Source organism: Saccharibacillus sp. CPCC 101409, assembly GCF_030518235.1.
Taxonomy (GTDB): domain Bacteria; phylum Bacillota; class Bacilli; order Paenibacillales; family Paenibacillaceae; genus Saccharibacillus.
In genome coordinates this window covers 134,496-159,770 of the sequence record NZ_JAULSA010000008.1, presented here as the reverse complement: position 1 = coordinate 159,770, position 25,275 = coordinate 134,496, and the positions used below count along the sequence as shown (strand labels likewise).

Here is a 25,275-nt window from a genome sequence, read left to right as displayed (position 1 = left end):
TGATTGCCGCGGTTCTGCTCATGGCGCTGGCGCTGCTGGGCCTGTCCGCCTGGTCCGACAGCACGGTCCGGGAAGGACGTGACGAACGATGATCTGGCTGCTCGCCGCCGCGACGGCGCTGCTGTTCGTTTATCTGGGCTATGCCCTGATCCACCCGGAGAAATTCTGAAGATTCCGCAGCAAAAAAAGAAAGAATTCGAATGATGCGCCGACCGGACGCGGGCTGGACCGCGCCGGCCGGCCTACCAGATGGAGGAGTTTCCTTGACTACACTCAGTTTGATTTCTATCGCCGTTACCCTGCTGATCGCCGTCCTTCTCGCCAAGCCCGTCGGGCTGTATCTCGCGGCGGCGTTCGATTACGGCCCCAACCGGCTGAACCGGGTCTTCGGTCCGCTCGAGCGGCTGATCTACCGGATAAGCGGCTTTCGCGAGGAGAACCAGAGCTGGAAAAGCTACGCCGCCGCGCTGGTCGTCAGCAACGCCGTCATGATCCTGCTCGTGTACCTCGTGCTGCGCTTCCAGGGCGCGCTGCCGCTGAATCCGGCCGGCGTCGCCAATATGGAACCGTCGCTTGCGTTCAATACGGCGATCAGCTTTATGGCGAACACGGATCTCCAGCATTACAGCGGCGAAAGCGGCGTCTCGTATCTGTCCCAGGCCACCGTGCTCGTATTCTCGATGTTCGTGTCCCCGGCGACCGGCCTGGCGCTCGCGATGGCGTTTATCCGCGGCCTGTCGGGCAAAGGAGCGGGGAATTTCTTCGCCGACCTGATCCGCGCCCTGACGCGGGTGCTGCTGCCGGTCGCGTTCGTCTCGGCGCTGCTGTTCGTCTTCATGGGCGTGCCGCAAACGTTCGAATCGGCCGCGACGGCAACCACGCTCGAAGGAGCGCAGCAGACGATCGCCCGCGGGCCGATCGCGTCTTTTCTCGCCATCAAAGAACTGGGCAACAACGGCGGCGGCTTCCTCGGCGTCAACTCGGCGCATCCGTTCGAGAACCCGAGCGGGCTGAGCAATCTGCTGCAAATTCTGCTGATGCTGCTCGTTACGTCGGCGCTGCCGTTCGCTTACGGTAAAATGGTCGGCTCGCTCAGGCAGGGCCGCGTGCTGTTCGTCTCGATGCTGACGATGCTGATCGTCATGACCGGCGTATCGCTGTCGACCGAAAGCGCCGGCAATCCGGTGCTGAACAATCTGGGCATCCAGCACGAGCAGGGCTCGATGGAAGGCAAAGAAGTCCGCTTGGGCGAAGCGCAGTCGGCTTTCTATTCGGTGATTACGACCGCCGCCGAGACCGGTGCCGTCAATACGATGCACGATACGCTCACCCCGATCGGGGGCATGGTGCCGCTGGCGAACATGATGCTCAATACGGTGTTCGGCGGCATGGGCGTCGGCTTTGTCAACGTGCTGATGTACGCGCTGATCGCGGTGTTCCTGTCCGGCCTGATGGTCGGGCGCACGCCGGAATTCCTCGGACGCAAGATCGAAGGCAAAGAAATGAAGCTGATCGCGGTCACGCTGCTGGTCCAGCCGTTCCTGATCCTGGTGCCGACGGCAATCGCGCTGGCGACGAACCCGGACACCATTTCCAATCCCGGCTTCCACGGACTGACGCAGGCGCTGTACGAATTCACCTCCGCCGCCGCCAACAACGGTTCGGGCTTCGAAGGACTCGGCGACGCGACGACCTTCTGGAACGTGAGTACGGGTATCGTCATGTATCTGGGCCGCTATATCTCGATGGTGACGCTGCTTGCGGTCGCGGGTTCCCTGGCTGCCAAAAAGCCGGTTCCGGCAGCCTCGGGCACGTTCCGCACCGATACGGCGATGTTCGGCGCGGTCTTCGTCGGCATCGTGCTGATCGTCGGCGCGCTGACGTTCTTCCCGGCGCTGGTGCTGGGCCCGATCGCCGAGCAGCTGACGCTGTAAAGACTTGCAGGCGCCGCGCTGTCCACGACACTTTATCTACGAAACGGAGACGCTGATTTATGGAAAAGAAAAAAAGCATGCTGACCGGCGAGATCGCGGCCGCCGCGCTGCGGGAATCGTTTGTAAAGCTCGATCCGCGCATCATGATGCGCAATCCGGTGATGTTCGTCGTCGAAATCGGATTCCTCGTGACGCTGCTGCTGTGCTTTGCGCCGGACGCGTTCGGCGGCACGGTGCCGCGCTGGTTCAATATTACGACGACGCTGATCCTGCTGCTGACGCTGCTGTTCGCGAACTTCGCCGAAGCGCTGGCCGAAGGCCGGGGCAAAGCGCAGGCGGACTCGCTCAAGAAAACGAAGCAGGATATCACCGCCAACAAAGTCGCAAACGGCGGCGTCAAAAGCGTCCCGGCTTCCGAGCTGCGCAAAGGCGACTTCGTCGTCGTGGCGTCCGGCGAGCTGATTCCCGGCGACGGCGAAGTCGTCGAAGGGCTCGCTTCCGTCGACGAATCGGCCATTACCGGCGAATCGGCGCCCGTCATCAAGGAAGCCGGCGGCGATTTCAGCTCCGTTACCGGCGGCACGAAGGTCGTCAGCGACCGGATCAAAGTACGGATTACCGCCGATCCCGGCGAATCGTTCCTCGACCGGATGATCTCGCTCGTCGAAGGCGCCAAGCGCCAGAAAACGCCGAACGAGATCGCGCTGAACACCGTGCTGGTCGGCCTGACGCTGATCTTCCTGATCGTGGTCGTTACGCTGCCGTTCCTGGCGGATTACCTGGATATTCGAATGGAAATCCCGATCCTGATCGCCCTGCTCGTCTGCCTGATCCCGACCACGATCGGGGGCCTGCTGTCCGCGATCGGCATCGCCGGCATGGACCGGGTGACGCAGTTCAACGTGCTGGCGATGTCCGGCAAAGCCGTCGAAGCTTCCGGCGATATCAATACGATCATCCTCGACAAGACCGGCACGATTACCTTCGGCAACCGGATGGCGAGCGAATTCGTGCCGGCATCCGGCAGCCGAGAAGAAGAAGCCGCCTTCTGGGCGGCGATCAGCTCCCTCCGGGACGAAACGCCCGAAGGACGCTCCGTACTGGAGCTGATGAAGAAAAACGGCCTGCCGTACGACGCGAAACTGGCCGAAGGCGGAGAATTCGTCGAATTCAAAGCGGAGACGCGCATGAGCGGCATCGACCTCAAAGACGGGCGCAGCGTGCGCAAAGGCGCCGTCGACGCCGTCAAGCAGTGGGTCCGCTCGCAGGGCGGCGAGATTCCGGGCGACCTCGATGCGTCTTCCGCCGCAATCGCGACGGCCGGCGGCACGCCGCTCGCGGTCGCCGTGGACAGCCGCGTCTACGGGCTGATCCATCTCAAAGACACCGTCAAGCCCGGCATGCGCGAACGGTTCGATCAGATGCGCCGCATGGGCATCAAGACCATTATGTGCACCGGCGACAACCCGCTGACGGCGGCCACCATCGCCCGCGAAGCGGGCGTGGACGACTTTATCGCCGAAAGCAAGCCGGAAGACAAGATCGCCGTGATCCGGCGCGAACAGGCCGAAGGCAAGCTGGTCGCCATGACCGGCGACGGCACCAACGACGCGCCCGCGCTGGCGCAGGCCGATGTCGGCATCGCGATGAACAGCGGCACGGTCGCCGCCAAAGAAGCGGCCAATATGGTCGATCTGGACTCCGATCCGTCGAAGATCATCGAAGTGGTCGCGATCGGCAAGCAGCTCCTGATGACGCGCGGCGCGCTGACCACGTTTAGCATCGCCAACGACGTCGCCAAGTACTTTGCGATCATCCCCGCCATGTTCATGCTGGCCATCCCGCAGATGCAGGCGCTGAATATCATGCGCCTGGATTCGCCGCTGTCCGCGATCCTGTCGGCGCTGATCTTCAACGCGATCATTATCCCGCTGCTGATCCCGCTGGCGATGCGCGGCGTCGCGTACAAACCGATGAGCACCGGCCGGCTGCTCGGCAAGAACCTGCTGATCTACGGCCTCGGCGGCGTCATCGCGCCGTTTGTCGGGATCAAGCTGATCGACCTGGCGGTGCAGGCGTTTATCTGACGCGAGGAGGAGCGAAGGGCCGAGCGCGCGGGCAGGCGGATAAACTGGACGCCTCCGGGCGCCGTTCGGACTATCCGCCTGTCCGCTCCGGCGGGACGCTATCCCATTTTTTATATCAAACTGGAGGAACTTTTATGCGAATCATCTGGGTTACGCTTCGCACGACTTTTACGGTGGCGATTGTCTGCTGCCTGATCTACAATATCGCCGTCTGGGCCGTCGCCCAGTCCGCCGCGCCGGACAAAGCCGACGGCAGTCTGATCGAGAACGCCGAAGGTCAGGTCGTCGGCTCCCGCCTGATCGGCCAGAACTTCACGGACCCCGGCTATTTCCACGGCCGGGTGTCCAGCATCGATTACGACGCCAACGGCTCGGGCACGCCGAACTACGCGCCGTCGAATCCCGAACTGCTGAAACGCACGCAGGAGTCGGTGACGTCCTGGCAGGCGGAGAATCCCGGCGTGCCGGTCTCGGAACTGCCGATCGACCTTGTGACCAACTCCGGTTCCGGCCTCGACCCGCATATCAGCCCGGAAGCCGCGCAGGCCCAGGTACCGCGCGTAAGCGCGGCCACCGGCCTGCCGGCGGAAGAACTGGAGCGAATGATCGAAGACAACACGCAGGGCCGCTCGCTGGGATTGTTCGGCGAACCGGCGGTGAATGTGCTGGAGCTGAATCTGGATGTGCAGGCGGCGGTTGAAGCACGATAGGCGCGCCGCGCCGAGAGGGGCCAAGATTGGCCGGGCTGTCGATAAGACGAATAGCTCGGCTGCACCGGGCGGTCGAAGCCGTTGCACAAACCGGCGAAACCGCGCGGCGAGGCCGGGCTGGGCCGGGCGAGGCCGGTACATCGATTCAAGAAGCCGGAATCGCGCCCTCTGCTCCAACCGGCCCATGAAGCGCCGCTCTAACGGAACCGAGAGACGCTAATCGCCCTTTTTACAGGCTGCACGAAATCTAACGGAACCCAGCGACCTTAGTGAAGCGGAATGAAGGCGTTTCGGGGCGATTTGGCCCAAATAACGGCGCTGCGTTCCGTTAGCCGCAAAAAGGTGCCCAAAAAGGCCGAATAGCGTCTCCTCGTTCCGTTAGCCGGAGCCACCGCCGATCGAATGAAGACCGAATCAAAACCAAGTCAAGACCAAATCAAATCAAAACCAAATCAAGACCGAACTAAGACCACCCGGCCGAACCGTCGGTCCCCCATCCTATCGGAAGGAAGAATCCCATGCCGGACTTCAAACGCAAATCGCCGGAGGAAATTCTGGAGTCGATCAACGCGCTCTATACGGGGCGGCTCAAGATCATTATCGGGGCCATGCCCGGCTCCGGCAAAACGTATCATATGCTGCGGGACGGCCAGGCGCTGCGCAATCAGGGCGTGGACGTCGTGCTCTGCGCGGTCTCGACCATGCGCCGGCCCGATACGATCGAGCAGCTCGAAGGGCTGGAGCGCATCCCGAGCATCCACTGGACGCGCGCGGACGGCGCGGAACGCAAAGACCTCGACCTGGACGCGATTATCAAGCGCAACCCTGAGGTGCTGCTGACCGACGGCCTCGCGCACCGCAACCGCAAAGGCGCGCCGAACCGGAGCCGGCTGGACGATATCCGCCGGCTGCTCGAACTCGGCATCAGCGTGATCGCCACCGTCAACGTGTACGAGCTTCAGGGCGTGACCGAGATGGCGCGCAAACTGGTCGGCATCGACGTCAAAGAAACGGTGCCGGCCGATACGCTGGAGCAGGCGGACGAAGTGCGGCTGATCGACGTGACGCCCGAAGCGCTGCTGGCGCGGATCGAAGACGGGCTGCTGGCCCATGCGAACGCGCCGGACAAAAATTTGTTCAGCCGCGGCAATATCGGCGTACTGCGCGAACTGACGCTGCGGCTGGTGGCGGAAGGCGTCAACGGCAGCCTGCTGAAATACCGCGGCGAGCAGGGATATATCGGCGCGTCCGGCACGGCGGAACATATCCTGGTGTCGGCGCAGTACCACTGGAACGGCTCGATTCATATCCGCCGGGGCCAGCAGATCGCGCAGCGGCTCGGCGGCGAGCTGTCGGTCGTGACTTTTGTGAAACCGGGCGAAAAGCTCGGCCCCGAACGCGAAGAATTCCGCCGGTCGATCCGCAAGCTGTGCGAGAAGATCGGGGCGAAGCTGCACGAGGTCCATATCGGCTCGCGCCGCGACATCCCCTCCACCCTGATGCGGCTCGCGCTGGAACAAAACGTGTCGCGCATCGTGATCGGCCATTCCAACCAGACGCGCGTCCAGGAATTGACGCAGGGCTCGATCGTAGCGGAAGTGGTCAAAAATATGCGCAACGTGGACGTATTCGTCGTAGCCGACCGTTCGGCGGGCGGCGGGGAACGCATCCTGCCCACCAAGCGCAAAGAACCGCTGAGCGATCCCGCCGGTCCTTACCGCCGCATCAGCGAGGAGCAGGCCGGACGCCGGATCGAGGAAATCAAGCGCGGGCGTTTTAAAGTGTACATCGGCGCGGCGCCGGGCGTGGGCAAGACGTACACGATGCTGCGGGAAGGCAATATTTTGCGCAAAAAAAATATCGACGTCGTGGTCGGCCTGCTGGAAACGCACGGACGCAAAGAAACGCAGGCCCAGCTCGAAGAACTGGAACTGGTGCCGCGCGCGGTTATTCCGTACAAAGGAACGCGGCTCGAAGAAATGGATACCGACGCCATTATCGCGCGCAATCCGGAAGTGGTGCTGGTGGACGAGCTGGCGCATACGAACGTGCCGGGCAGCGCCGACAAAAAGCGCTACGAAGACGTGATCCGCATCCTGAACGCGGGCATTTCGGTCATCTCGACCGTAAACGTGCAGCATCTGGAAAGCCTGAACGACAGCGTCGAGCAGCTGACGGGCGTGCGGGTGCGCGAAACGGTGCCCGACTCCATCCTGCGGCTCGCCGACGAAGTCGAGCTGATCGACGTGACGCCGAAAGCGCTGCGGGAACGGATGCGCGAAGGACGGATTTATGCGCGGGAGAAAGTGGAACAGGCGCTGGGGAATTTTTTTAAAACGGGCAATCTGATCGCGCTCCGGGAGTTGGCGCTGCGCGAAATCGCGGACGATGTGGACGAGCGGCTGGAATCGTGGGAACGCGCCAGTTCGCTGCGCGGGCCGTGGCGGCGCGAGGAGGTCATTTTCGTTGCGATCACGCTCAGTCCCAACGCGGAGCGGCTGATCCGGCGCGGCTTCCGTATCGCGTACCGGCTCAAAGCTCCGTGGCACGTCTGCTATATCCCGGACGACAGCTGCCCGCCGGACAAACGGGAAGAGCGGATCGACCAGATCCGGCGGCTGACCCGGCGGCTCGGCGGACAGTTCGATCTGGGCGAACGCGTTCCGGTGCGGCGGCTGCACGAGGAACTGCTGGCGCGCGCCGACGCTCGGCACTGCACCCAGCTCATCGTGGGCCAGACGCGCCGCTCCGCGGCCTACCGCCTGATGTTCGGCTCGCTGACCCGCCGCCTGCTGCGGACCGCGCGGCATATGGATCTGCTGATGGTGGCGAGATTCGATCAGGCGGCCCAGGTGCGGCGGGACGAGTAAGAACGGGAACGGCGAAGGAAGATAAACGGCGGTATTGGTACTTTGTCACACTTCAAATGGTAGGTTTACGTTTGGCTGAAAGGCACACGGTTCTAGGGCGTTTCAGCCGAGCGTAACCTTACCTTCATCTGGGACAAAGTATCAGGGCGTGTACGCAAACTCCGAAGGACGCAGATTTAGCTGAATTTTCGTTCTCAGCGACTTGTCTCAAATCGATGTTCAGTTTCGTCCGTTTGAATCGCACCTAAACCGTGTGCCATTCAAACGAACGAAAGCCTACTATAGGAGTGAGACAAGCGACTGTGCAAGGAACTTTTCCGAAGGCGTGCCGGGGCACGTCAAGGGAACGTGACGTAGGCGGTGAATGAAGCGTACATGCTTTAGGTACGGTTCATTCGTTGAATGAATCGTACACGCTTTAGGTACGGTTCATTGGAGGGCGAAAAGGCAGCTAAAGATGCACGTCGCTGAGTTTGCGTACACGGTAAGGAGGAAAACAGGATGAGTGAAAGACGGTTGTCCGGAATCGAGCTGTTTGCGTTTGACGTTGTGGCGGAGCTGCGGGAACCCGCGCCGCGTAAAGAGATTCGCCGGTACGGCCTGCTGAAGCTGTCCTGCGGGGAGTCGTCCGGTTTCGGCGTCTGCCTGATCTCCGAAGGCTTCGCGCCCGCCGATCTCGTGCGCTGGGGCGGCTGTCTGCGCCGCCTGCGCGGGCTGACGCCGGGCGAAGCGGCGTCCGCTTTCGCGGAGGGCCTCGGCGGCCTGGCGCTGGCCGATCTGCGGGCCGAGCTGGAGGCGCGCCGCGCGGGCGCGCGCATGCTGCTCGGCGGCCTCGCCGCGCAGGCGGCGCAGGGCGCGGCTGCCGCGGGCCGTGCCAAGAGCGGCGGCTATGCGCCGCACCCGTCCGCGCGCCGCGCCTGCGGCGGTGTCCGGCAGCGCGGAGCAGCCGGACGACATGCTGCCGCGGCTGCACGCGGCCGCGGCCCTGCGCCCGGCCTCGTCCGAACTGATGGACCGGGCCGACGCGTACTGCTCGCTGTTCTGAGCCGGCAGCCCGGCTCCTCCTCCGCTTACATCCAACAACCAAACCCGGATTCTCCGCCAATGGAGAATCCGGGTTTTTCAGCTCTGCCTGCCCCGCCCTTCGTCAGCCGACCGCCGGCTGAAGTCTTGCGCCGGCAGCCGCGCAGCCGCCGCCGTATGCCGCTTTCCGCCTCCATCCGCCGCTGTCTGCCTTCGTCCACCGCGTCCAAATGCAAATTTCCACTTTATTTCCTCGCACGTTTTCGGATCGGGCATTCAAATGCGAAAATCCACTCTATTTGCGAATTTTGGCGCTTTCGGGCCTCTTTTTCGCTAATAAAGTGGATTCTCGCATTTCATTCGCTTGTTTGCCGCCGATCGTCGGCAATCAGGTGGATTCTCGCATCTTATCGTGCGGGATGCCGCTTCCGCGCGCACCGCCAACCCTGCTCGCGCCCGGCTGCATGCCGCGATACATCGGTTCCGACCTTCTATCCCGAACCGCCGGCCGGCCAAACCGGCAGACCGGGCTGCTGGACGAACAAGCCGCGGCCAGGCACCTTGACCGAGCCCCTTATTCGCGCGCATGGTCAGAGCGCTTTCCGCATCCGATAATGCGGAATCCCGATTTCGGTAAACATCTCGCCTTCGCGCGCGTAGCCCAGCTTCTCGTAGAAAGCGACCGCGACGTCGCGCGCGTTCAATACGATCGCGTCGTAACCCTGCTCCGCGGCCAGGCGTTCGGCGTATTCGACCAGTCGCCGGCCGATGCCCGCTCCGCGCAGCGCTTCGTTCACCGCCACCTGCTTCATTTGCAGCGTGCGTTCGTCCAGCGCGCGCAGCAGCAGCGTGCCGACCAGCCTTTCGCCGGCAAAAGCCCCCGCATGCAGCGCTCCGGCGTCGCCGGACAGGTCGTCGTTGGCGATATTCATGCCGAGCGGACGGCGCAGAACTTCGTCGCGCAGCCTAAGGCCCTGCGCGTATTCCGGACTTCCAAACGTGATACGGCGAGTTTCGATCTCTGCCGCATTCCCCCGCGCTTCTTCGCGCGCGCCCGATCCGTTCCCGGGAACAGCCGGATCTTCCGATCCGGCTCCGTTTTTTTCGTTGTCGTCCACAGACATCCTCCTTCTTCGCCGCAATTAACCCTGCCGTTCTGCGACACACCCGCCCCCAAACAGCCCCGCTTATTCCCGCTTCCGCCCATCGTAAGGCTTGCGCGAGCGCGCACGGCTCATGCACTGCTGCGCTTTGTCGTACTGGCGGTCCCTTTTATAAATCTCGGCCAGTTCCAGATTCGCTTCGCGGTCGTCCGGATCGATGGCCAGCAGCTTCTCGAACGCCGCCCGGCTCGATCCGTAGCGCCGCAGATCTTTGTAAATCAGTCCTTTATTAAAAAGCGCGTCGGTCGACTGCGGATTGACCTCCAGCGCCAGATCGAGCTGCTCCAGGCATTTCGAATACGGTTCCCACAGCTGGTAATACACGATCGCCAGATGCACGTGCGCTTCTTCCAGCCGCGGATCGAGTTCCAGCGCGCGCAAATAATTCGACTTGGCTTCTTTCAGCCGTCCCGTCCGCTCGCAGATATACGCCAGCACCGACCAACTGTCCGCCGATCCGGCGTTCAACATCAGCGCGCGCCGGGCCAGCGGCTCGGCTTCCTCGTATTTGCTGCGGCTCGTATACACCCTCGCTTTGCCGGCATACGGCTTTTCCCAGATCGGCGACATCTTCATCGTCTGATCGAAGATTTCCAGCGCGCCGCGCGAATCGCCCAGCTCCAGCCGGCATCGCCCGAGGTAATCGAGGGTTTCGGCATGCATGCCTTTTTCCGTCAGCGCTCTTTTGAAATAGAAATCGGCATTGCGGAAATCTTTGCGTTTGTAGCACTCCATGCCTTTATCGAAATATTCCATGCGTCTCCCCTCCCCATGCCAAGATTGTACCCGAAAACGGCGCCCCGCGGGCGAAAAACGTGCCGAATCCGGAAGAACGGAGCGTGAATGTGCACAATGCGTGCCCGTACGGCCGGCGAAACCAAGAATCGATCCGCTTCGCAAGTTCTTTTCCGGCGGCCTATTGCGCTATGCGCCAAACCTTTTGGCAAAATAATCGGCACTTTGCTTGGCGTTCCGTTTATGCTTCGTTTCCGTTTTCCGGCCGCCGGCCCGCTTTCGTTTTTCGGCGCTTTTTCTCCTCGTACCGCTGATGCTTTTCTTCCGCCGGATAAAAAGCGCCCAGCGGAAGCAGCCGCGTCGCCCGGCTGTTGCGCCCGCGCTCCTGCATGACGCGACGCGCCCGCTCCATCGCCGCCCGCTGGCGTTCGTCCCGGTAAAAAAGCAGCGAACGGTAGCGCGAATCGTCCGGCTTGTAGCCTTCGACCGCTTCCGGATTGTGCTCGCTCCAGAAGCGTTCCAACAGCTCCTCCAGCGAAATCTCGCCGGGGTCGAATTCGACTTCCACCGCCTCCGAATGCCCGCCGAGCCGCCGATACGACGGAGTTTCGCTTTCACCGCCGGCATAGCCGACGCGCGTTCCCGTTACGCCGGGCAGCCGGGCGAAGCGGTCTTCCGGCCCCCAGAAGCAGCCCATGGCGAAAGTGAGTTTGTCTGTTTGCCGCATTGCCGCGATCCCCCTCTCCTTATCCGTGATGATGCCTCGAATTATACGCGCCGTATGCGCCGCGCACAAAAAAACGTCCCGCGCGGACAAAGTCCGGCAAAGACGTTTACGTTTAAGACCGAAGCTCCGGCAAACCGCCGTGTTCATCGACGGGCTGCGCCGGCCGCCTGCGCCGAAAAGCGGGGATCTCCAGATTCGTTCCGATCCGCCACAGCCACTCGAACGGCCCATAGAGAAAGCGGCGCTGCCAGTAATAAGCGAATGCCATCTGCGCCGCGAAGAACAGCAGCGAGCCTGCGAATACCCGGCCGTAAGGCAGGACGCCCACCCAGCCGATCGAAGCGAATAGGCCTTCGCCCGTCGGCGCGAATACGGACACGTAAATCAGGGACTGCAGCAGATAGCAGGTGAAAGCCATGCGGCCGACCGGCCCGAACAGGGCCAGCACCCGGGATGCCGCGCCCCGGCTTCGCCCGAGCGCCAGGATGCAGCATACCGCCCCGAGCGTCGCCGCGACGTAAGCAAACGGATAAACAAGCGCGATATCGGCCAGCCACGGCGCGGCGTAACCGAACGAGTTCGCCGCTTTGCCCGCAAGTCCGACCGCCAGCAGCGCAAGCCCGATTCCGATAAAGCGGCGCGGGAAACGCTCGGCCAGCCGGAAAATGCCTTTGCGGTAAGCGTACATGCCGAACAGGAAAAACGGCAGATGCTGGATCGCAAGCTGCCATTCCGATATCAGCAGAAACGCGCGAGGATGATCGTACAGCGACAGGCCGTCCGCCAGCCGGAACGGCAGAGCGGAAGGGTCGGGATACCGCCAGCCGCCGTCGTAAGACAGCGATTGAAGCGTGGAAGACGTCAGAATCAGCAGCACGATGCCCGACACCAGCTGCCAGACCGGACTCATCCATAGAAAAGCCAGCAGCATCAGCCCGTCCAGCGCGTACATGAACAGGATGTCTCCGCTCCAGATCCCGAACAAGTGAATCCCTCCGATCAGCAGCAGCGTCAGCATGCGCCGCAGCAGCGTGGCGTACGGCCGCCTGCCCCGGCGCGCCGCTCCTTCGTACACCAGCAGCATGCTGATGCCGAACATAAACGAAAACAGGGTGCGGCTGCTGTCTCCCAGTCCGATATGCACGCCGAGATAAACCCATCCTCCCGGCGTGCCGTCCGCGGCCGACGCTCCGCTCAGCGCCACCAGATTGCAGAGGAAGATCGCCAGCAGCGCAAGTCCTCTCATTTGATCCAGAATATCGATTCGCGCGCCGGCCGAAGGCCGAAGCGGACGATGTCCATCCGATTCATTCATCATAATCTCTCCGTTCAGCAAAATAATCGCGGCAAAGCCGGTCACAACGTTCTTATTCTACAGCGGGAGATCAGCCGGATTTAGGTCTTGAAAAAAGTCAATTTCACTACAGTTATGTCATTTCCGGCGCTGCGTTTTTGTATCTGTGCCGTATTTGCTACAATGAAAGCAGTTACGAATTGCGAAATCTATTTCAGTCATTCAAACGGAGGGATACAATCCATGAATCAGGTACTGAACAGCGAAGTCGCGTCGGTGGAGATCAAGCCGCTGGGCGCGGAAATGGTCAGCTTCAAACGCAAAGATACGGGCATCGAGTACGTCTGGAGCGGCGACGCAAAGTTCTGGACGGGCCGTTCGCCGGTGCTGTTTCCGATCGTCGGATCGGTCTACGAAGGCAAGATCCGGGCGGAAGGCGGCACGTACGAGCTGAAAAACCACGGCTTCGCGCGCACCCGCGAATTCCGGCTGGTCGAAGCGGACGAAAAGCGGGCGGCGTTCCGGCTGGCTTACGACGACGAAACGCTGGCGATGTATCCGTACAAATTCGCGCTGACGCTCACCTACACGCTGGATGAATCGATCCTGCGCATCGATTACCGCGTGGACAACGAAGACGACAAGCCGATCTACTTCCAGCTCGGCACGCACCCGGCGTTCAACTGCCCGATCGGCGGCGGGGAAGACGACGAGCAGTTCGAGGATTATCGCCTGGAATTCGAACAGCCGGAAACGCTGGAACGCTTCTTCGTGACGGGCGGCAATATCCAGATCCCGGACAAGTCCGAGACGCTGCTGGAAGAAGAGACCCTTCTCCCGCTGGCCCGCCGCCAGTTCGAAGAAGGCGCCATGATCTTCCGCGACGTGAAGTCCGAACGCGTGACGCTGGCCAGCGGCAAGAACGACCACAGCGTCACCGTCTCATACGAGAACTTCCCGTACCTGGGCGTCTGGCAGCCCCTGAACGCTCCTTTCGTCTGCATCGAACCCTGGCACGGCCTCGCCGACGCCGACCGATTCCAGGGCGAATTGAAAGACAAAGAACTCGCCGCCGAAGTCCAACCCGGCGAGTATTTCGAAGCTTCCCTGATGATCGAAGTCAAGTAAGATCCCGATCCTGCCCGTGCTATTGCTCTTGCTCTTGCTCTTGCTCTTGCTCTTGCAAAGCCCGGTTCCTTCGTCTCTCGCGAAGCAAGACCCGGCCCTTAGGCCTTATGAGGAACGGCCTGATCCCGATGAAGCCGATCTTGATTCCTTTCGGCCCCTAAGCACCGGACGAACTTTCTATAAAGCGGCGGCGAATACCTTGAATTCGCCGCCGCTCTCTCCCGCTCATCCAAAAACGGAGCCCCGAGATTTTTCTCGGGGCTCCGTTTGTCTGGAAGATCCGTTCCAAAGCGAAGCGATAAGCGGAGGGGAAAATTCAGTGAAGGTACAGACTTTCGGAGAAAGTCACTTCGGAAGCCTATGCTGCTAGTGTTCGCCTTTGAAATCGGGAAATCCCCACTTAACCCTCATCCAATTTCCCGATTTCAACACGCGACCTAAAGTCTTTCGAAGAAAGACACGTCGAAAGCCTACGCTAACGAATTTTCCCCGCAGCCTTCATGGCTTCCCCAACGAACAGGAACTTCAAGACAAACTAAAAGCCCCGAGAATTTCCTCGGGGCTCTCCATTATTTGATTACCACCTTCCCCATTTGGTAACGCCCGTCCTTCCCCCGATTCTCGTTCGCGAAATCCACGCCCGGTTTTCCCGTGCTCGGATCGAGAATAGCCGCCTGGACGCTGTAAGTCCCCGCTTTGAGCCCTTTGGGAACCGTCAAATATACGGTCGCTTCCGACTTGCCCGGCTGCCAGGTCCGGATGTCCGTCGAGCTGCGCACCGACGCTTTCACGCTGCCCGTACTGTCGGCAAGGGAGATTTCCAGCGGCCACTTGTAGTAGAACGGCGCGTTCCCTTTGTTCTCGATAATCATTCGCGTATGCAGTACCTGCCCGGCTTTGACGCTTTTTTCATACACCGCTTTGTCGATCACAAACCGGTAGCCCATCGTTTTCAGCAGCTTATCGATATTCTCCTGAAGCTCGCTTCCCTGCTCCACCGACCAGGGCGCGGCCGGTCCCAGCCACGAAGTATGCGTCAGCTTGGCCTGATACAGCGTTTCCGCGATCGAGGAATCCCGCACGTAGTCCTCGGAGTCCGGGAACTCGCCGCCGCTGGGCGCCGTTTTCCAGAAATCCGGCATGGCCGGTTCTTTCTCCTGCGTCAGCCACGAGGTATAGCCTTTCGTATACCACCGGTAGAAACCGTCCACCGTCGAGTCGCGTTTGCCGAACGCATCGTTGTACAGACCCATTTTGTAGCGCGCCGCGGCCTGCGTCGCACGGCGCATCATCAGAATTTTGTCGGTAAAGTTCTCCACATAAGGCGCGACGTACTGATCCGTAATACGGCGAAGCGGAAATGCAATGCGGTCGGGTCCTTCGTCCATCGTATGCCATTCGCCCCAGTGGCCGATGCTGCCGAGCTGGATAAACGCTACAAACGGATCGTCGTTGTAGCGCTGCGCCAGTTTTTCGATCATTTTGCGATGCTCCTGGATCAGTACGGCGCTGCCGTAATCCGGGCTGAACCCTTTGCCGTAATCCAGATCGTAATGCGTTCCTTTCCCGCCGATCTTCGCGTACAGCCAATCGGGAAGATCGGTATGGCTTTCTTTGGTCGGATAATCCAGCACCACGCGCAGGACCAGCCGCGCCCCTTTGCTTTTCCAATACTTGAAGTTGAATTTTTCTTCGAGGGCCGCAAAATCGTATACCCCTTCCTCGGGTTCCAGTTCTCTCCACAGAAAATTGGCGTGAACCAGAGTAACCTTTTGCTTAACCCCGGAAGTGTCGCGGGCATCCGCCGAAAGCCCGATATACGGGTTGTACAGCACGACGTCCGATTCGGCGGGGTAGTTGACGGACAGCACCGGTTTGACTTTATCCGCGGCCGCAATAAAAGGAAAAATAAGGATTATGCCTATTACACTTGCCATCTTAATGACCATAAGCACGGGCTTTTTATACATTTGCATCACCTTTCGTACCAATTTTTTAGTAAAAAAGTCTCTATTCTTATATAGACGTATGAAATACTCCCGAGTATAATGTTGCCTTAAGAAATACCTGAGATATACTGGATAATCACCAAGAATAAAGAACGGAGGAGATCCATGAAAGTACTGGTCACCGGCGGATATGGTTTTATAGGGTCTTTTGTAGCGGAAAGATTCTATAAAGAGGGGTACGATGTATACATTATTGATAATCTCTCCTCGGGAAACAAGCAAAATATTGATTTTGAGCACAAAAGTTACATACTGTCGGTCGAAGACCCCAAATGCGAAGCGATATTCCGGGCCAACCGATTCGACGCCGTCGTCCATCTGGCCGCTCAAGTCAATGTTTCCACATCCATACGAGATCCCGTCCAAGACGCCCAATCGAATGTTCTGGGACTGACGAACATCCTTACACTCGCAAGCCGCTATGAAGCCGGCAAGCTCATCTTCGCTTCCTCAGCCGCCGTATACGGCACAACCGAACAACTACCCATTCCAGAAACCTCCACTCTCGAACCCATCTCTCCCTACGGAATCAACAAAATGATCGGGGAAACCTACTGCGCCAAATGGACCGAGATTTACGGATTGGATACACTGTGCTTCCGCTTCTCCAATGTGTACGGCCCCCGGCAGGGCAACAGCGGCGAAGGCGGCGTCGTGTCGATCTTTATCAAGCAGCTGCTGAGCAAGTCCGACCTGAATGTCAACGGCGACGGCAATCAGACGCGCGATTTTATTTACGTCGAAGACGTGGCGGATGCGATCTACCGGGCTTCTTACTCTTCGATGAGCGGAACGTACAACCTTTCGACCCGCACGGAGAGTTCGATCAACGATCTGATCCGCGAACTGCACAAGCTGTACGGAGAAACGCCCGTCCATTACGAACCGCCGCGCGAAGGCGATATTTACCGCTCCGTGCTCGACAACCGGCGGGTGATGCAGGCTCTGGATTGGGCGCCCAAATACCATTTGCAGACCGGTTTGCAGCGTATGTTCGAGCGAACCCGGCAGGAGCGAAGCGCCGCTCCGTCACAGCCCCGGCCCGAAGCAAAAGTTTCCTTACTTGGCAATCCAATAAAGAAAGCGCTTCCTTACATAGAAAATCTGCTCGCTTTCGCCGCCTTCTGCGGAATTGGCAGCCTGCTAAGCGACAATGTTTCCGCCGGGCTGGACTTGATGATGGTGTACATTATTTTGATGGGCATTTTCTACGGCAGCCGGCAGTCGATGCTCGCCGTGGCGCTGGCTATCGGCTTTTATATCCGGGAACAAACGATAAGCGGCCACGATATGGTTTCCCAGCTTTACGACTCCAGCTTGTTTTTCCAACTGGCGCTGTATCTGCTGACGGGCCTTGCCGTGGGCTACAGCATAGACCGGCGCAGAAACCGTCTGAACGACGCGAATCAGCAGCTGGCGCAGGCCTCCGAGAAATATGCCTTTTTGCATAAAGTGCACGAAGATACGCGGTCGGTCAAAGACGAGCTGCAAAAGCAGATCCTGAGTACCGAGCACAGTTTCGGCAAAATGCAGGCCGTTACCCGCAGCCTGGACAACCTGGAGCCCGAGCGCATCATTTTGGCGGCTGTAGGGGTGCTTGAGGATATCATGAAAACGGACGAAGTCACGATCTATACGGTTAACCGGAACAAAAACTATCTGCGGCTTGCGGGCTGTTCGTCCAAATTGGCGTCGGCGACCGCGCGGTCGCTGAAGGTGGACGAACATGAATATCTGATCCCTGTCGTTTACGATCAGCAGATGTACATCAACAAGACCCTGCTTCCGGACGCGCCGCTGCTGTCCGCTCCCGTAATCAGCCACGGGGAAATCGTCGCCATCGTTTCGCTGCACGCCGTTGAATTCAATCGTTTTACTTTGTATTACCAGAATTTGTTCAAAACGACGGTAGAACTCATCTCCTCTTCCCTCTCCCGCGCCCACACCTATATCGATGCCGCCGCCGGTCAACGTTATGTCGACGCCGATGAAAGACGCGTCCTTCGCACCGAAGCATTCATGGATATTCTGTCGAGCAAACAAGAAGCAAGCGAACAGCTCGGAACGGACTTTGCTCTGCTGCATCTGGAGATGTGGGACGTTTCCCCCCGGGAAATCGAACGCCTTCACTCTTCTCTTCGGGAAACGGATTATCTGGGACTCGGACCGAACGGGGAGCTGATGCTGCTGCTCAGCAATTCCAGCCAGAGCGAAGGCGAGCGCATTATGGATCGTCTTCGGAAGCAGCTTGCTTCTCTTCCGCAGAAAGGGGCCGAGCATTATGCTTGAGTTTTACTTGCTTTATGCGGCGGCCTGCGCGCTTGCCCTGGGCCTGCGCTACCGCGATTCGCGCCGCGAGGCCGCGATCAGGCTGGCTTTTGCCGCCGCTTTTCCGGTGATCGGCTTCCTGTTCCCTCTGTTCCGGCGCATGGCGCCGGAAGACGGGGACCTGCGCGAAGCGAAGCTGGAATCGCTGCTGAACGCGAGCGCGCCGGAAGAACCCGGCCGGCTCGCGGAGCTGCGTGAACCGGAACGGGAGGTCAATATCGTTCCGCTTGAGGAAGCGCTGCTGATCGGGGACCTCGCTTCCCGCCGGCGCACGATGATCGAGCTGCTCAACGGCGACGCCACCCGGAATTTGGAAACGATCAAGCTCGCCGTGTCCAACGAAGATACGGAGACGTCCCATTACGCGGTCAGCGCCCTGGTCGAAATCAAGCGCAAATTGAACCGTTCCCTGCAGGAGCTGTCCGTGCAGTACGAATTCTCCAGACAGGACCCGGTTTTCCTGAAAAATTACGCCGGCGTGCTGCACGATTATATTCGCAGCGGCTTTCTGGACGACGATACGATGCAGCGGCTGAGATTCGATCTGGCCGGGGTGCTTCAGCTGCGCATCGAGGCCGATCCGGGCAGCTTCGACGCTTACGAAGAAAAAGTGGCTGCGGAACTCGAATTACATAACTATGCCGCCGCGGAAACCGCGGCCAGGATATTCGCGGAACGTTTTCCCGGACGCGAAGAACCGTATCTGCTGCTGCTGAATCTGTATTATTCGATGCGCGCGCCCGCGCTTTTCCAGGAAACGCTGCTTTCGTTAAAGCGGTCCGACACCCGATTGACCAGCCGCGGCTTGAAGTCCGTAAGGTTCTGGTCGGAAGGAGCGTGACCGGCCGTTATGAATAACGAGAGTATGAAATTCAGCCTGCGCATGTATTTGATTCTGGCCGGCATGCTGCTGCTGTCCGCCGCCATGCTGCTGACGCATACCCAGTTCTTCCAGCAGTTCAGCCACAACAAAGAACTCGGCGAGCAGCTCAAAGAACGGTCGAGCGCCGCGGCTGCGGCGCCGAACGCTTCCGGGTTTCCGATCTGCCTGATCTACGACGGCAGGGAGAAGTACAGCGTCCGCGTCAAAGACCAGGCGGTCAAAGTGCTCCGGGATATTCGCAAGCCGACGATTTCCGTCGACCTGCGCGGCGAGCAGCCGGAACTTGCCGACTGCGCGGCCGCCGTCACGACCATGACGGATTTGACCCTGATCGACGATCCCGACGCGCTGTTCGATTATGTCGGACAGGGCGGCCGCCTTTTCCTGGCTACCATGCCGGAGCGCAACGATCCTTTTGTGCGATTCTACCGCAAGCTCGGCATTATCGACCTCGGCGAATTCGTCGAAGAACCCGGCATACGGTTGACGGACGAGGTGCTGCTGGGCGAGAAGAACTTTCATATCGACGACAATGTCATGGAAAATACAGTCATGCAGGTGGAACTCGATTCGTCGGCGCGGGTCCATGCCACCACGGCGTCGGGCACGCCGATGCTGTGGAGCTACGATGTGGACAAAGGCTCGGTCATGGTCTTCAACGGAACGATTCTTGAAGAAAAAACGAGCCGCGGCATGATCGTCGGGGCGATTTCCATGATGATTCCCGATTTCATCTATCCGATCTACAATTCGAAGCTGATGTATATCGACGATTGGCCCGCGCCTTACGGCAATTCGGTCGATCCCGATATTTACAAGGTCTACCGGATGAACCGCCATGAATTCTTCAAGCAGGTATGGTGGCCGGACATGCTCAAGGCCGCGAAGCGCTACAACCTCAAATACACGGCGGTCATGATCGAGTCGTATAACGACCGGGTTCAGCCTCCCTTTGCCAATCCGCCCGATGCCGATTCGGAAGGCTTGATTAGCTACGGCCGAGAGATTATCAAAAGCGGAGGAGAGATCGGTTTGCACGGCTACAATCACCAGTCGCTCACGACTTCTTCGAAAATCAGCAAGCGATTCGGCTACAAAGTCTGGGCAAGCGCCGACGATATGGCGCTGTCGGTGGAAGAAGCCCTGAACCATTTCAAGCAGAGCTTCCCCAACTATTCGCTGTTCACTTACGTGCCGCCTTCCAATGTGCTCAGTACCGAAGGACGCGAAGCTTTGAAAAAAGAATGGAGCAGCTTCTCGGTCATCTCTTCCATCTTCGCGGAAGATCCGACGGGCGCGGGCTACGTGCAGGAATTCGGGCAGGCGGAGGACGGGATCATCGAGATGCCGCGCGTGACTTCCGGTTACGCCGACGACGAATTCGAGCGCTGGATGGCGGCCAACACGCTGACTTCGTACGGCTTCTTCTCGCACTTCGTTCACCCCGACGACGTGCTCGACAGCGAGCGCAGCAGCGGATTGAATTGGGAAGGTTTGTACAGCGAGTACGCGACGATCGTATCCCGCTTGCAGGAGAAGTATCCGTGGCTCGAAGCGAAGACTTCGGTCGAAGCGGCGCTCGATATGAAAAACATGCTGTCCGCCGACCTGGAACTGAAGCAGAGCGGGAAGCTGATCGAGGGAAAGCTGACGCCGCTTGAAGGCAAAGCCTCCTTTATTCTGCGCACCCGCAAAAAAGTCGGCTCTACGGAAGGCTGCGACGTTACCCGGATCGGCGACGGCATTATGCTCGTGGTCGTCGACCGGCCGGAATTTACAATCCATCTTAGCGAGGCCTGATGTTATGAGAATATGTATTGTGGCCGAAGGGTCATACCCTTATATCACGGGAGGCGTGTCCAGCTGGATTCATTCGCTGGCCGTTCATATGCCGGAGCACGAATTCGTGATCCTGGCGATCGGCGCGGAAGAGAAGCAGCGCGGCTTGTACCGCTACGAGATTCCCGCGAATATCGTGGAGATCAAAGAGGTGTTTCTGAACAGCTTTATGAACGAAGCGCCTCCGACGCAGGACCGTCTGCGGCTGACTGCCGAAGAACGCCGGGCGCTCGGCGCCCTGATCGGCGGCGGCAAACTGGATTGGGCGCCGCTGTTCGACCTGATCCGTTCGGATCGCGTGCCTACCGCCGGCCATCTGCTGATGTCGCGGGAGTTTTTCCATATACTGTCGGAGCGCTGCGCGGAAGACTACGCCCACGTTCCTTTTACCGAAATGTACTGGATGGTCCGTTCGATGATGCTGCCGCTGCTGCTTACGCTGCGCGAGGAAATCCCCCGGGCCGATCTGTATCACAGCGTATCCACCGGATATGCCGGCGTGGTGGCGGCGCTCGGCAAGCATCTGTACGGGAAGCCGTATATCCTGACGGAGCACGGCATCTATTCGCGCGAGCGGGAAGAAGAAATCATCAAAGCGGATTGGGTCCGGGGCTACTTCAAGGACCTGTGGATTCGCTACTTCTACCGGCTGTCGGAAGCGGCGTACTCGTGGAGCGACGAAGTGATTACGCTGTTCGGGCGCAACAAAGAGATCGAAGTGGAGATCGGCTGCGACGAGCGCAAGATCCGGATCATCCCGAACGGAGTCAACGTCGCGGACTACGATCTCGTCGCCGGTCCGCCCGCCGCGGCGGGCCCGCTGCGAATCGGCGCGATCGTGCGCCTCGTCCCGATCAAAGATATCAAGACGATGATCCAGAGCTTCGCCCTGGTCAAGAAGCAGCTGCCGGAAGCGGAGCTGCATATCCTCGGCCCGACCGAAGAAGATGAAGACTACGTGCGGGAATGCCGCGAGCTGGTGCTCGCGCTGCGGCTCGACGATGTGCGCTTCACCGGACAGGTGAATGTGCGCGAATACCTGGGCAGGCTGGATCTTGTCGTGCTGTCGAGCATCAGCGAAGGCATGCCGCTGGCGATTCTCGAAGCGATGGCGGCCGCCAAGCCGTGCGTCGCCACGGACGTGGGCAGCTGCCGCGAGCTGCTGGAGGGCCGGGGCGACTCCATCGGCCCGGCCGGGCTGATCGTGCCGGTTATGCACTACGACCGGATGGCCGGCGCGATCGTCAAGCTGGGACTCAGCCGCGAGCTGCGCGAGCGGATGGGCGCAAACGGACGCGCGCGGGCGGAAGAAATGTATACCCATGCCGATTTTATTCGCAGCTACCGGGAGCTGTACGACACCTACAAGGAGGCGAACGCATGGCAGGTATCGGATTCGAATTAAGAAAGCTGTACCGCGAGCAGGGAATGCTCCGGCACTTGAAAGCTTACGCCTATTCGTCCATGTCGACTGTGGGGCCGATGGCGCTGACGATGGGCATGGTCGCCGGGATCCAATATGTCATGAGCGTATCGGACGCGGCTTATCTGGAAAGAGAACTGTTCCTGTCCACGATCGTATACGCGTTTATCTTCTCGGTACTGTTCACCGGCGGCTTGACCATGCTGCTCACCCGCTTTCTTGCGGACATGCTGTTCCGGAAAAAGTACGAATACGTTCTGTCTTCCTATTACGGAGCAGCCGCCGTTTGTTTGCCCGCGAGCGCGCTGGCGGCGCTTGTGTTCCTGGGAGGCGTGCAGGCCGGGCCTTTCTACAAGCTGGCCGCTTTCCTGCTGTTTATGGAGCTTATCCTTATTTGGATCCAGTCCGTTTATTTGTCCGCGCTCAAAGATTACAAACGGATTTTTCGCAGCTTTCTGCTCAGCGCGTTCGCCGCGCTCGCCGGCGCCTGGGCGGTCGGCCGCTTCTCGGCTTCCCCGTCGACGGCAAGCATGCTCGCCGCGGTGGATGTGGGATTTTTTATCGTGCTGCTGCTGAACAACCGGCACTTCGAGCATGTGTTTCCGGCGCGGAACAAACAGCTTTATTTCAGTTTCCTTGCTTATTTCCGGAAGTACCCTTCCTTGTTCGCAATCGGAACCCTGCTTTACGCCGGCGTTTACATACATAGCTTCGTATACTGGCTCGGGTCCCATCAGACCCGGATCGCGGGCCGGTTCGCGATTTCTGCTTTTTACGATACCCCGGTGTTCTATGCTTATCTCAGCGTCGTTCCGGCCCTGATCGTATTTACGGTGGCGGTCGAAACGAACTTCTACGAAAAATTCAGGACCTATTACGACCTGATTCGCCAGCAAGGCACCTGGGAAGAAATATCGGCGGCAAGACGGGACATGCAGCGTTCGCTGGTCAAAGAACTGACGTTCCTGATGGAAATCCAGCTGATCTTCACCATCCTGTTCCTGGCGGCCGGCATCAAGTTCCTTCCGCTGATCGGGTTCAGCATGGAACAGCTCGATGTCTACGTGATCCTGCTGCTCGGCTACTATATGTTCATTATCACATTTGTCATCCTGCTGCTTCTGCTGTATTACGATGACAGAAAGGGAGTTCTTATGATCAGCGGTACCTTCCTGCTGCTTAACCTGCTGCTCGGCATCCTGACGATGCGGACGGGCTACGACGGTTACGGCATGCTGCTTGCTTCTTTCGTCGCGCTGGTGCTGGCGCTGAGGCGGACGCGCGCATACGTGCAGGACATCGACTATTACACATTCTGCGCCCAGCCGCTGACTCCGCCCGCCGCCCGTCGTTCGCGCCCGCTGTGGGCCAGGACGTCGGCGTTGGCTTCGGGGCTGATCGCTTCGGTCTTCCTGCTTGCGGCCTGCTCGGGCGAACCGGCCGATTCGGCCTCGCCCGCCGCTTCCGAGCAGACCGCGGCTGCGGATTCGTCTTCCGATTCGTCCGCAAACGCGCTGCAGGAAGACAAGCGGATCTACGAACGCGACGAAGACACGCAGCTCAACACCCTGTACCTGACCGTGCTTCCGCAAAAAGAAGACTCGAATCAGGCGCCGCTCGACTGGTATCAGCTGAACCGGATCAGGGACCGCATGGAGGAAGGCGAGCTGAACGTTATTTTCCAGGAAGGCGCCCCCGACGGCAGCGGTCCCGCGAGCGAAAACTTCGGCTATTCGGCTTCCAAAGCGAACGGCAAAGTCACGCTTCGCGGCAACAGCACCCGTTACGCCGCCCAGCGTTCCTACAAGATCAAGCTGAACGACGAAGCGGGACTGTGGAACGACCAGAGCGTGATCAACCTGAGCAAACATTCCGACGATGCCACGCGCCTGCGGAACAAGCTGAGCTTCGACCTGTTCGAGACCATCCCGAACATGACCAGCCTGCGCACCCGGTTCGTTCATCTCTACGTGAAAGACCTGAGCGACGGCGCGGCGTCTTCGGCGGCCAAGTACGAAGATTACGGACTTTTCACCCAGGTGGAGCAGCCGAACAAAGCGTTCCTCAAAAATCACTGGCTGGACCCTTACGGCGAACTGTATAAAGCGATCATGTTCGAATTCCTGCGCTACCCGGACGAATTGAAGCCGAAAGACGATCCGGCATACGACAAAGCCAAATTCGAGTCGCTGCTGGAAATTCGGGGCCGCGAAGACCATACCAAGCTGATCGCGATGCTGGACGACGTCAACAACAAGTCGATCCCGATCGACGAAGTGATGGAGAAGCATTTCGATCTCGACAATTACCTCACCTGGATGGCCAGCAATATCCTGATGGACAATATGGACACCAACACCCAGAACTTCCTGCTCTACTCGCCGCTCAATTCCGAGAAATGGTATTTCCTGCCCTGGGACTACGACGGAGCCTGGGAACGTCCGCGGGGCGACGACAAGACGGGCACGTACAACAACGGGATCAGCAACTACTGGGGCGCCGAGCTCCATAACCGCTTTTTCCGCAGCGAGAAGAACGTCAAGCTTCTGGAAGACAAGATCCATGAGCTGCACGACGGATATATCAACAGCGATACCGTATCGAAGCTGATCGCCAAGTACACCCCGATCACGGAACGCTTTGCGGCGCAGAAGCCGGATATCAACTTTTTCCCGATGCAAGTCAAATATATTCCCAGAGCCGTGCAGGATATTATCGACGTGCCGGACCGCTCGATCGAGCGCTTCGAAGAAGACGTCCAAACGCCCAAGCCGTACTTCCTGGACGATATTCGGCAAAAAGGTTCCGACGTTTCGTTCAGCTGGGGGACTTCGTTCGATCTGCAGGGAGACGATCTGACGTATACGTTCACGCTGGCCCGCGATCTGCTGTTTACCGATATCGTCAAGCAGACCGATCTGGCGGATACCCATCTCGACGTTACCGGTCTTAGCTCCGGCACCTACTACTGGAAGGTTACCGTGAGCGATACCGAGCAACATACCCAGGTCGCCTTCGATATTTACAAAGATGCCGAGTCCGTATGGCATCACGGCGTCAGAGAGATCGAAGTGGAATAACGAAGATTCTGTTTGTGTCGTTATAGGGCCGGCCTGCTGCAT

General features: G+C 59.4%; 17 protein-coding genes. 12 read left to right on the top strand and 5 right to left on the bottom strand.

Features of this window, described 5'->3' with window-relative positions; translation table 11 throughout:
• The first annotated feature begins 88 nt into the window (after nucleotides 1–88).
• The 6 genes from kdpF to QWJ34_RS17630 all read left to right on the top strand — a co-directional run bounded on the left by kdpF (nucleotide 89) and on the right by QWJ34_RS17630 (nucleotide 9,239).
• On the top strand, nucleotides 89–169 hold the full coding sequence (gene kdpF, locus QWJ34_RS27125) for a K(+)-transporting ATPase subunit F (protein WP_368046820.1): 81 nt from the start codon (nucleotides 89–91) through the stop codon (nucleotides 167–169).
• 94 nt (nucleotides 170–263) lie between these two features.
• On the top strand, nucleotides 264–1,934 hold the full coding sequence (kdpA, locus tag QWJ34_RS17650; protein ID WP_302729838.1) for a potassium-transporting ATPase subunit KdpA: 1,671 nt from the start codon (nucleotides 264–266) through the stop codon (nucleotides 1,932–1,934).
• Nucleotides 1,935–1,993: 59 nt separating this feature from the next.
• Nucleotides 1,994–4,021, top strand: coding sequence for a potassium-transporting ATPase subunit KdpB (gene kdpB, locus QWJ34_RS17645; protein WP_302729837.1), 2,028 nt, complete (start codon nucleotides 1,994–1,996; stop codon nucleotides 4,019–4,021).
• Between the two features lie 134 nt (nucleotides 4,022–4,155).
• Complete coding sequence (kdpC, locus tag QWJ34_RS17640) at nucleotides 4,156–4,731, top strand: potassium-transporting ATPase subunit KdpC (RefSeq protein WP_302729835.1); 576 nt, start codon at nucleotides 4,156–4,158, stop codon at nucleotides 4,729–4,731.
• 518 nt (nucleotides 4,732–5,249) lie between these two features.
• Nucleotides 5,250–7,601, top strand: a complete 2,352-nt coding sequence (locus QWJ34_RS17635) for a universal stress protein (RefSeq protein ID WP_302729834.1) — start codon at nucleotides 5,250–5,252, stop codon at nucleotides 7,599–7,601.
• A gap of 501 nt (nucleotides 7,602–8,102) precedes the next feature.
• Entirely contained in the window at nucleotides 8,103–9,239 is a 1,137-nt protein-coding gene (locus tag QWJ34_RS17630) for a hypothetical protein (protein ID WP_302729832.1), read from the top strand.
• Here QWJ34_RS17630 and QWJ34_RS17625 read toward each other — a convergent pair.
• The 4 genes from QWJ34_RS17625 to QWJ34_RS17610 form a co-directional block, all read right to left on the bottom strand.
• Complete coding sequence (locus QWJ34_RS17625; RefSeq protein WP_302729830.1) at nucleotides 9,215–9,742, bottom strand: GNAT family N-acetyltransferase; 528 nt, start codon at nucleotides 9,740–9,742, stop codon at nucleotides 9,215–9,217. The genes QWJ34_RS17630 and QWJ34_RS17625 overlap by 25 nt on opposite strands.
• 69 nt (nucleotides 9,743–9,811) lie before the next feature.
• Nucleotides 9,812–10,543, bottom strand: coding sequence for a tetratricopeptide repeat protein (locus QWJ34_RS17620; RefSeq protein ID WP_302729828.1), 732 nt, complete (start codon nucleotides 10,541–10,543; stop codon nucleotides 9,812–9,814).
• A 220-nt stretch (nucleotides 10,544–10,763) separates the two neighbouring features.
• The gene (gene msrA, locus QWJ34_RS17615) at nucleotides 10,764–11,249 is read right to left on the bottom strand and encodes a peptide-methionine (S)-S-oxide reductase MsrA (RefSeq protein WP_302729826.1); all 486 of its coding nucleotides are present in this window, start codon (nucleotides 11,247–11,249) and stop codon (nucleotides 10,764–10,766) included.
• 112 nt (nucleotides 11,250–11,361) lie between these two features.
• A complete protein-coding gene (locus tag QWJ34_RS17610) occupies nucleotides 11,362–12,564 on the bottom strand; it encodes a DUF418 domain-containing protein (protein WP_302729825.1) in 1,203 nt (400 codons plus the stop codon).
• Nucleotides 12,565–12,786: 222 nt separating this feature from the next.
• Between QWJ34_RS17610 and QWJ34_RS17605 the strand changes: the two genes are divergently transcribed.
• Nucleotides 12,787–13,671, top strand: coding sequence for an aldose 1-epimerase family protein (locus QWJ34_RS17605; protein ID WP_302729824.1), 885 nt, complete (start codon nucleotides 12,787–12,789; stop codon nucleotides 13,669–13,671).
• A gap of 569 nt (nucleotides 13,672–14,240) precedes the next feature.
• Here QWJ34_RS17605 and QWJ34_RS17600 read toward each other — a convergent pair.
• Nucleotides 14,241–15,641 (bottom strand): DUF4832 domain-containing protein, encoded by a 1,401-nt coding sequence (locus tag QWJ34_RS17600; RefSeq protein ID WP_302729822.1) that lies wholly within the window; start codon nucleotides 15,639–15,641, stop codon nucleotides 14,241–14,243.
• Between the two features lie 144 nt (nucleotides 15,642–15,785).
• Between QWJ34_RS17600 and QWJ34_RS17595 the strand changes: the two genes are divergently transcribed.
• The 5 genes from QWJ34_RS17595 to pelG are packed head-to-tail and all read left to right on the top strand — an operon-like array spanning nucleotide 15,786 to nucleotide 25,233.
• Nucleotides 15,786–17,969 (top strand): NAD-dependent epimerase/dehydratase family protein, encoded by a 2,184-nt coding sequence (locus QWJ34_RS17595; RefSeq protein ID WP_302729821.1) that lies wholly within the window; start codon nucleotides 15,786–15,788, stop codon nucleotides 17,967–17,969.
• Nucleotides 17,962–18,849: a hypothetical protein gene (locus QWJ34_RS17590; RefSeq protein WP_302729819.1), complete on the top strand. Its 888-nt coding sequence runs from the start codon at nucleotides 17,962–17,964 to the stop codon at nucleotides 18,847–18,849. Before QWJ34_RS17595 ends, QWJ34_RS17590 begins: the two co-directional genes overlap by 8 nt.
• A gap of 9 nt (nucleotides 18,850–18,858) precedes the next feature.
• Nucleotides 18,859–20,691, top strand: a complete 1,833-nt coding sequence (locus QWJ34_RS17585; RefSeq protein WP_302729817.1) for a DUF2194 domain-containing protein — start codon at nucleotides 18,859–18,861, stop codon at nucleotides 20,689–20,691.
• 4 nt (nucleotides 20,692–20,695) lie between these two features.
• Entirely contained in the window at nucleotides 20,696–22,135 is a 1,440-nt protein-coding gene (gene pelF / locus QWJ34_RS17580; RefSeq protein ID WP_302729816.1) for a GT4 family glycosyltransferase PelF, read from the top strand.
• Entirely contained in the window at nucleotides 22,111–25,233 is a 3,123-nt protein-coding gene (gene pelG, locus QWJ34_RS17575; RefSeq protein WP_302729814.1) for an exopolysaccharide Pel transporter PelG, read from the top strand. Before pelF ends, pelG begins: the two co-directional genes overlap by 25 nt.
• Nucleotides 25,234–25,275: the final 42 nt, after the last annotated feature.

Excerpts from the sequence above, each read along its gene's own strand:
- QWJ34_RS17630 (WP_302729832.1), top strand. The coding sequence starts at position 8,103 with ATGAGTGAAAGACGGTTGTCCGGAATCGAGCTGTTTGCGTTTGACGTT.
- QWJ34_RS17605 (WP_302729824.1), top strand. The coding sequence starts at position 12,787 with ATGAATCAGGTACTGAACAGCGAAGTCGCGTCGGTGGAGATCAAGCCG.
- QWJ34_RS17620 (WP_302729828.1), bottom strand. The coding sequence starts at position 10,543 with ATGGAATATTTCGATAAAGGCATGGAGTGCTACAAACGCAAAGATTTC.
- kdpC (WP_302729835.1), top strand. The coding sequence starts at position 4,156 with ATGCGAATCATCTGGGTTACGCTTCGCACGACTTTTACGGTGGCGATT.
- msrA (WP_302729826.1), bottom strand. The coding sequence starts at position 11,249 with ATGCGGCAAACAGACAAACTCACTTTCGCCATGGGCTGCTTCTGGGGG.
- QWJ34_RS17590 (WP_302729819.1), top strand. The coding sequence starts at position 17,962 with ATGCTTGAGTTTTACTTGCTTTATGCGGCGGCCTGCGCGCTTGCCCTG.
- kdpF (WP_368046820.1), top strand. The coding sequence starts at position 89 with ATGATCTGGCTGCTCGCCGCCGCGACGGCGCTGCTGTTCGTTTATCTG.
- pelF (WP_302729816.1), top strand. The coding sequence starts at position 20,696 with ATGAGAATATGTATTGTGGCCGAAGGGTCATACCCTTATATCACGGGA.
- QWJ34_RS17595 (WP_302729821.1), top strand. The coding sequence starts at position 15,786 with ATGAAAGTACTGGTCACCGGCGGATATGGTTTTATAGGGTCTTTTGTA.
- pelG (WP_302729814.1), top strand. The coding sequence starts at position 22,111 with ATGGCAGGTATCGGATTCGAATTAAGAAAGCTGTACCGCGAGCAGGGA.
- QWJ34_RS17600 (WP_302729822.1), bottom strand. The coding sequence starts at position 15,641 with ATGTATAAAAAGCCCGTGCTTATGGTCATTAAGATGGCAAGTGTAATA.
- QWJ34_RS17635 (WP_302729834.1), top strand. The coding sequence starts at position 5,250 with ATGCCGGACTTCAAACGCAAATCGCCGGAGGAAATTCTGGAGTCGATC.
- QWJ34_RS17585 (WP_302729817.1), top strand. The coding sequence starts at position 18,859 with ATGAATAACGAGAGTATGAAATTCAGCCTGCGCATGTATTTGATTCTG.
- QWJ34_RS17610 (WP_302729825.1), bottom strand. The coding sequence starts at position 12,564 with ATGAATGAATCGGATGGACATCGTCCGCTTCGGCCTTCGGCCGGCGCG.
- kdpB (WP_302729837.1), top strand. The coding sequence starts at position 1,994 with ATGGAAAAGAAAAAAAGCATGCTGACCGGCGAGATCGCGGCCGCCGCG.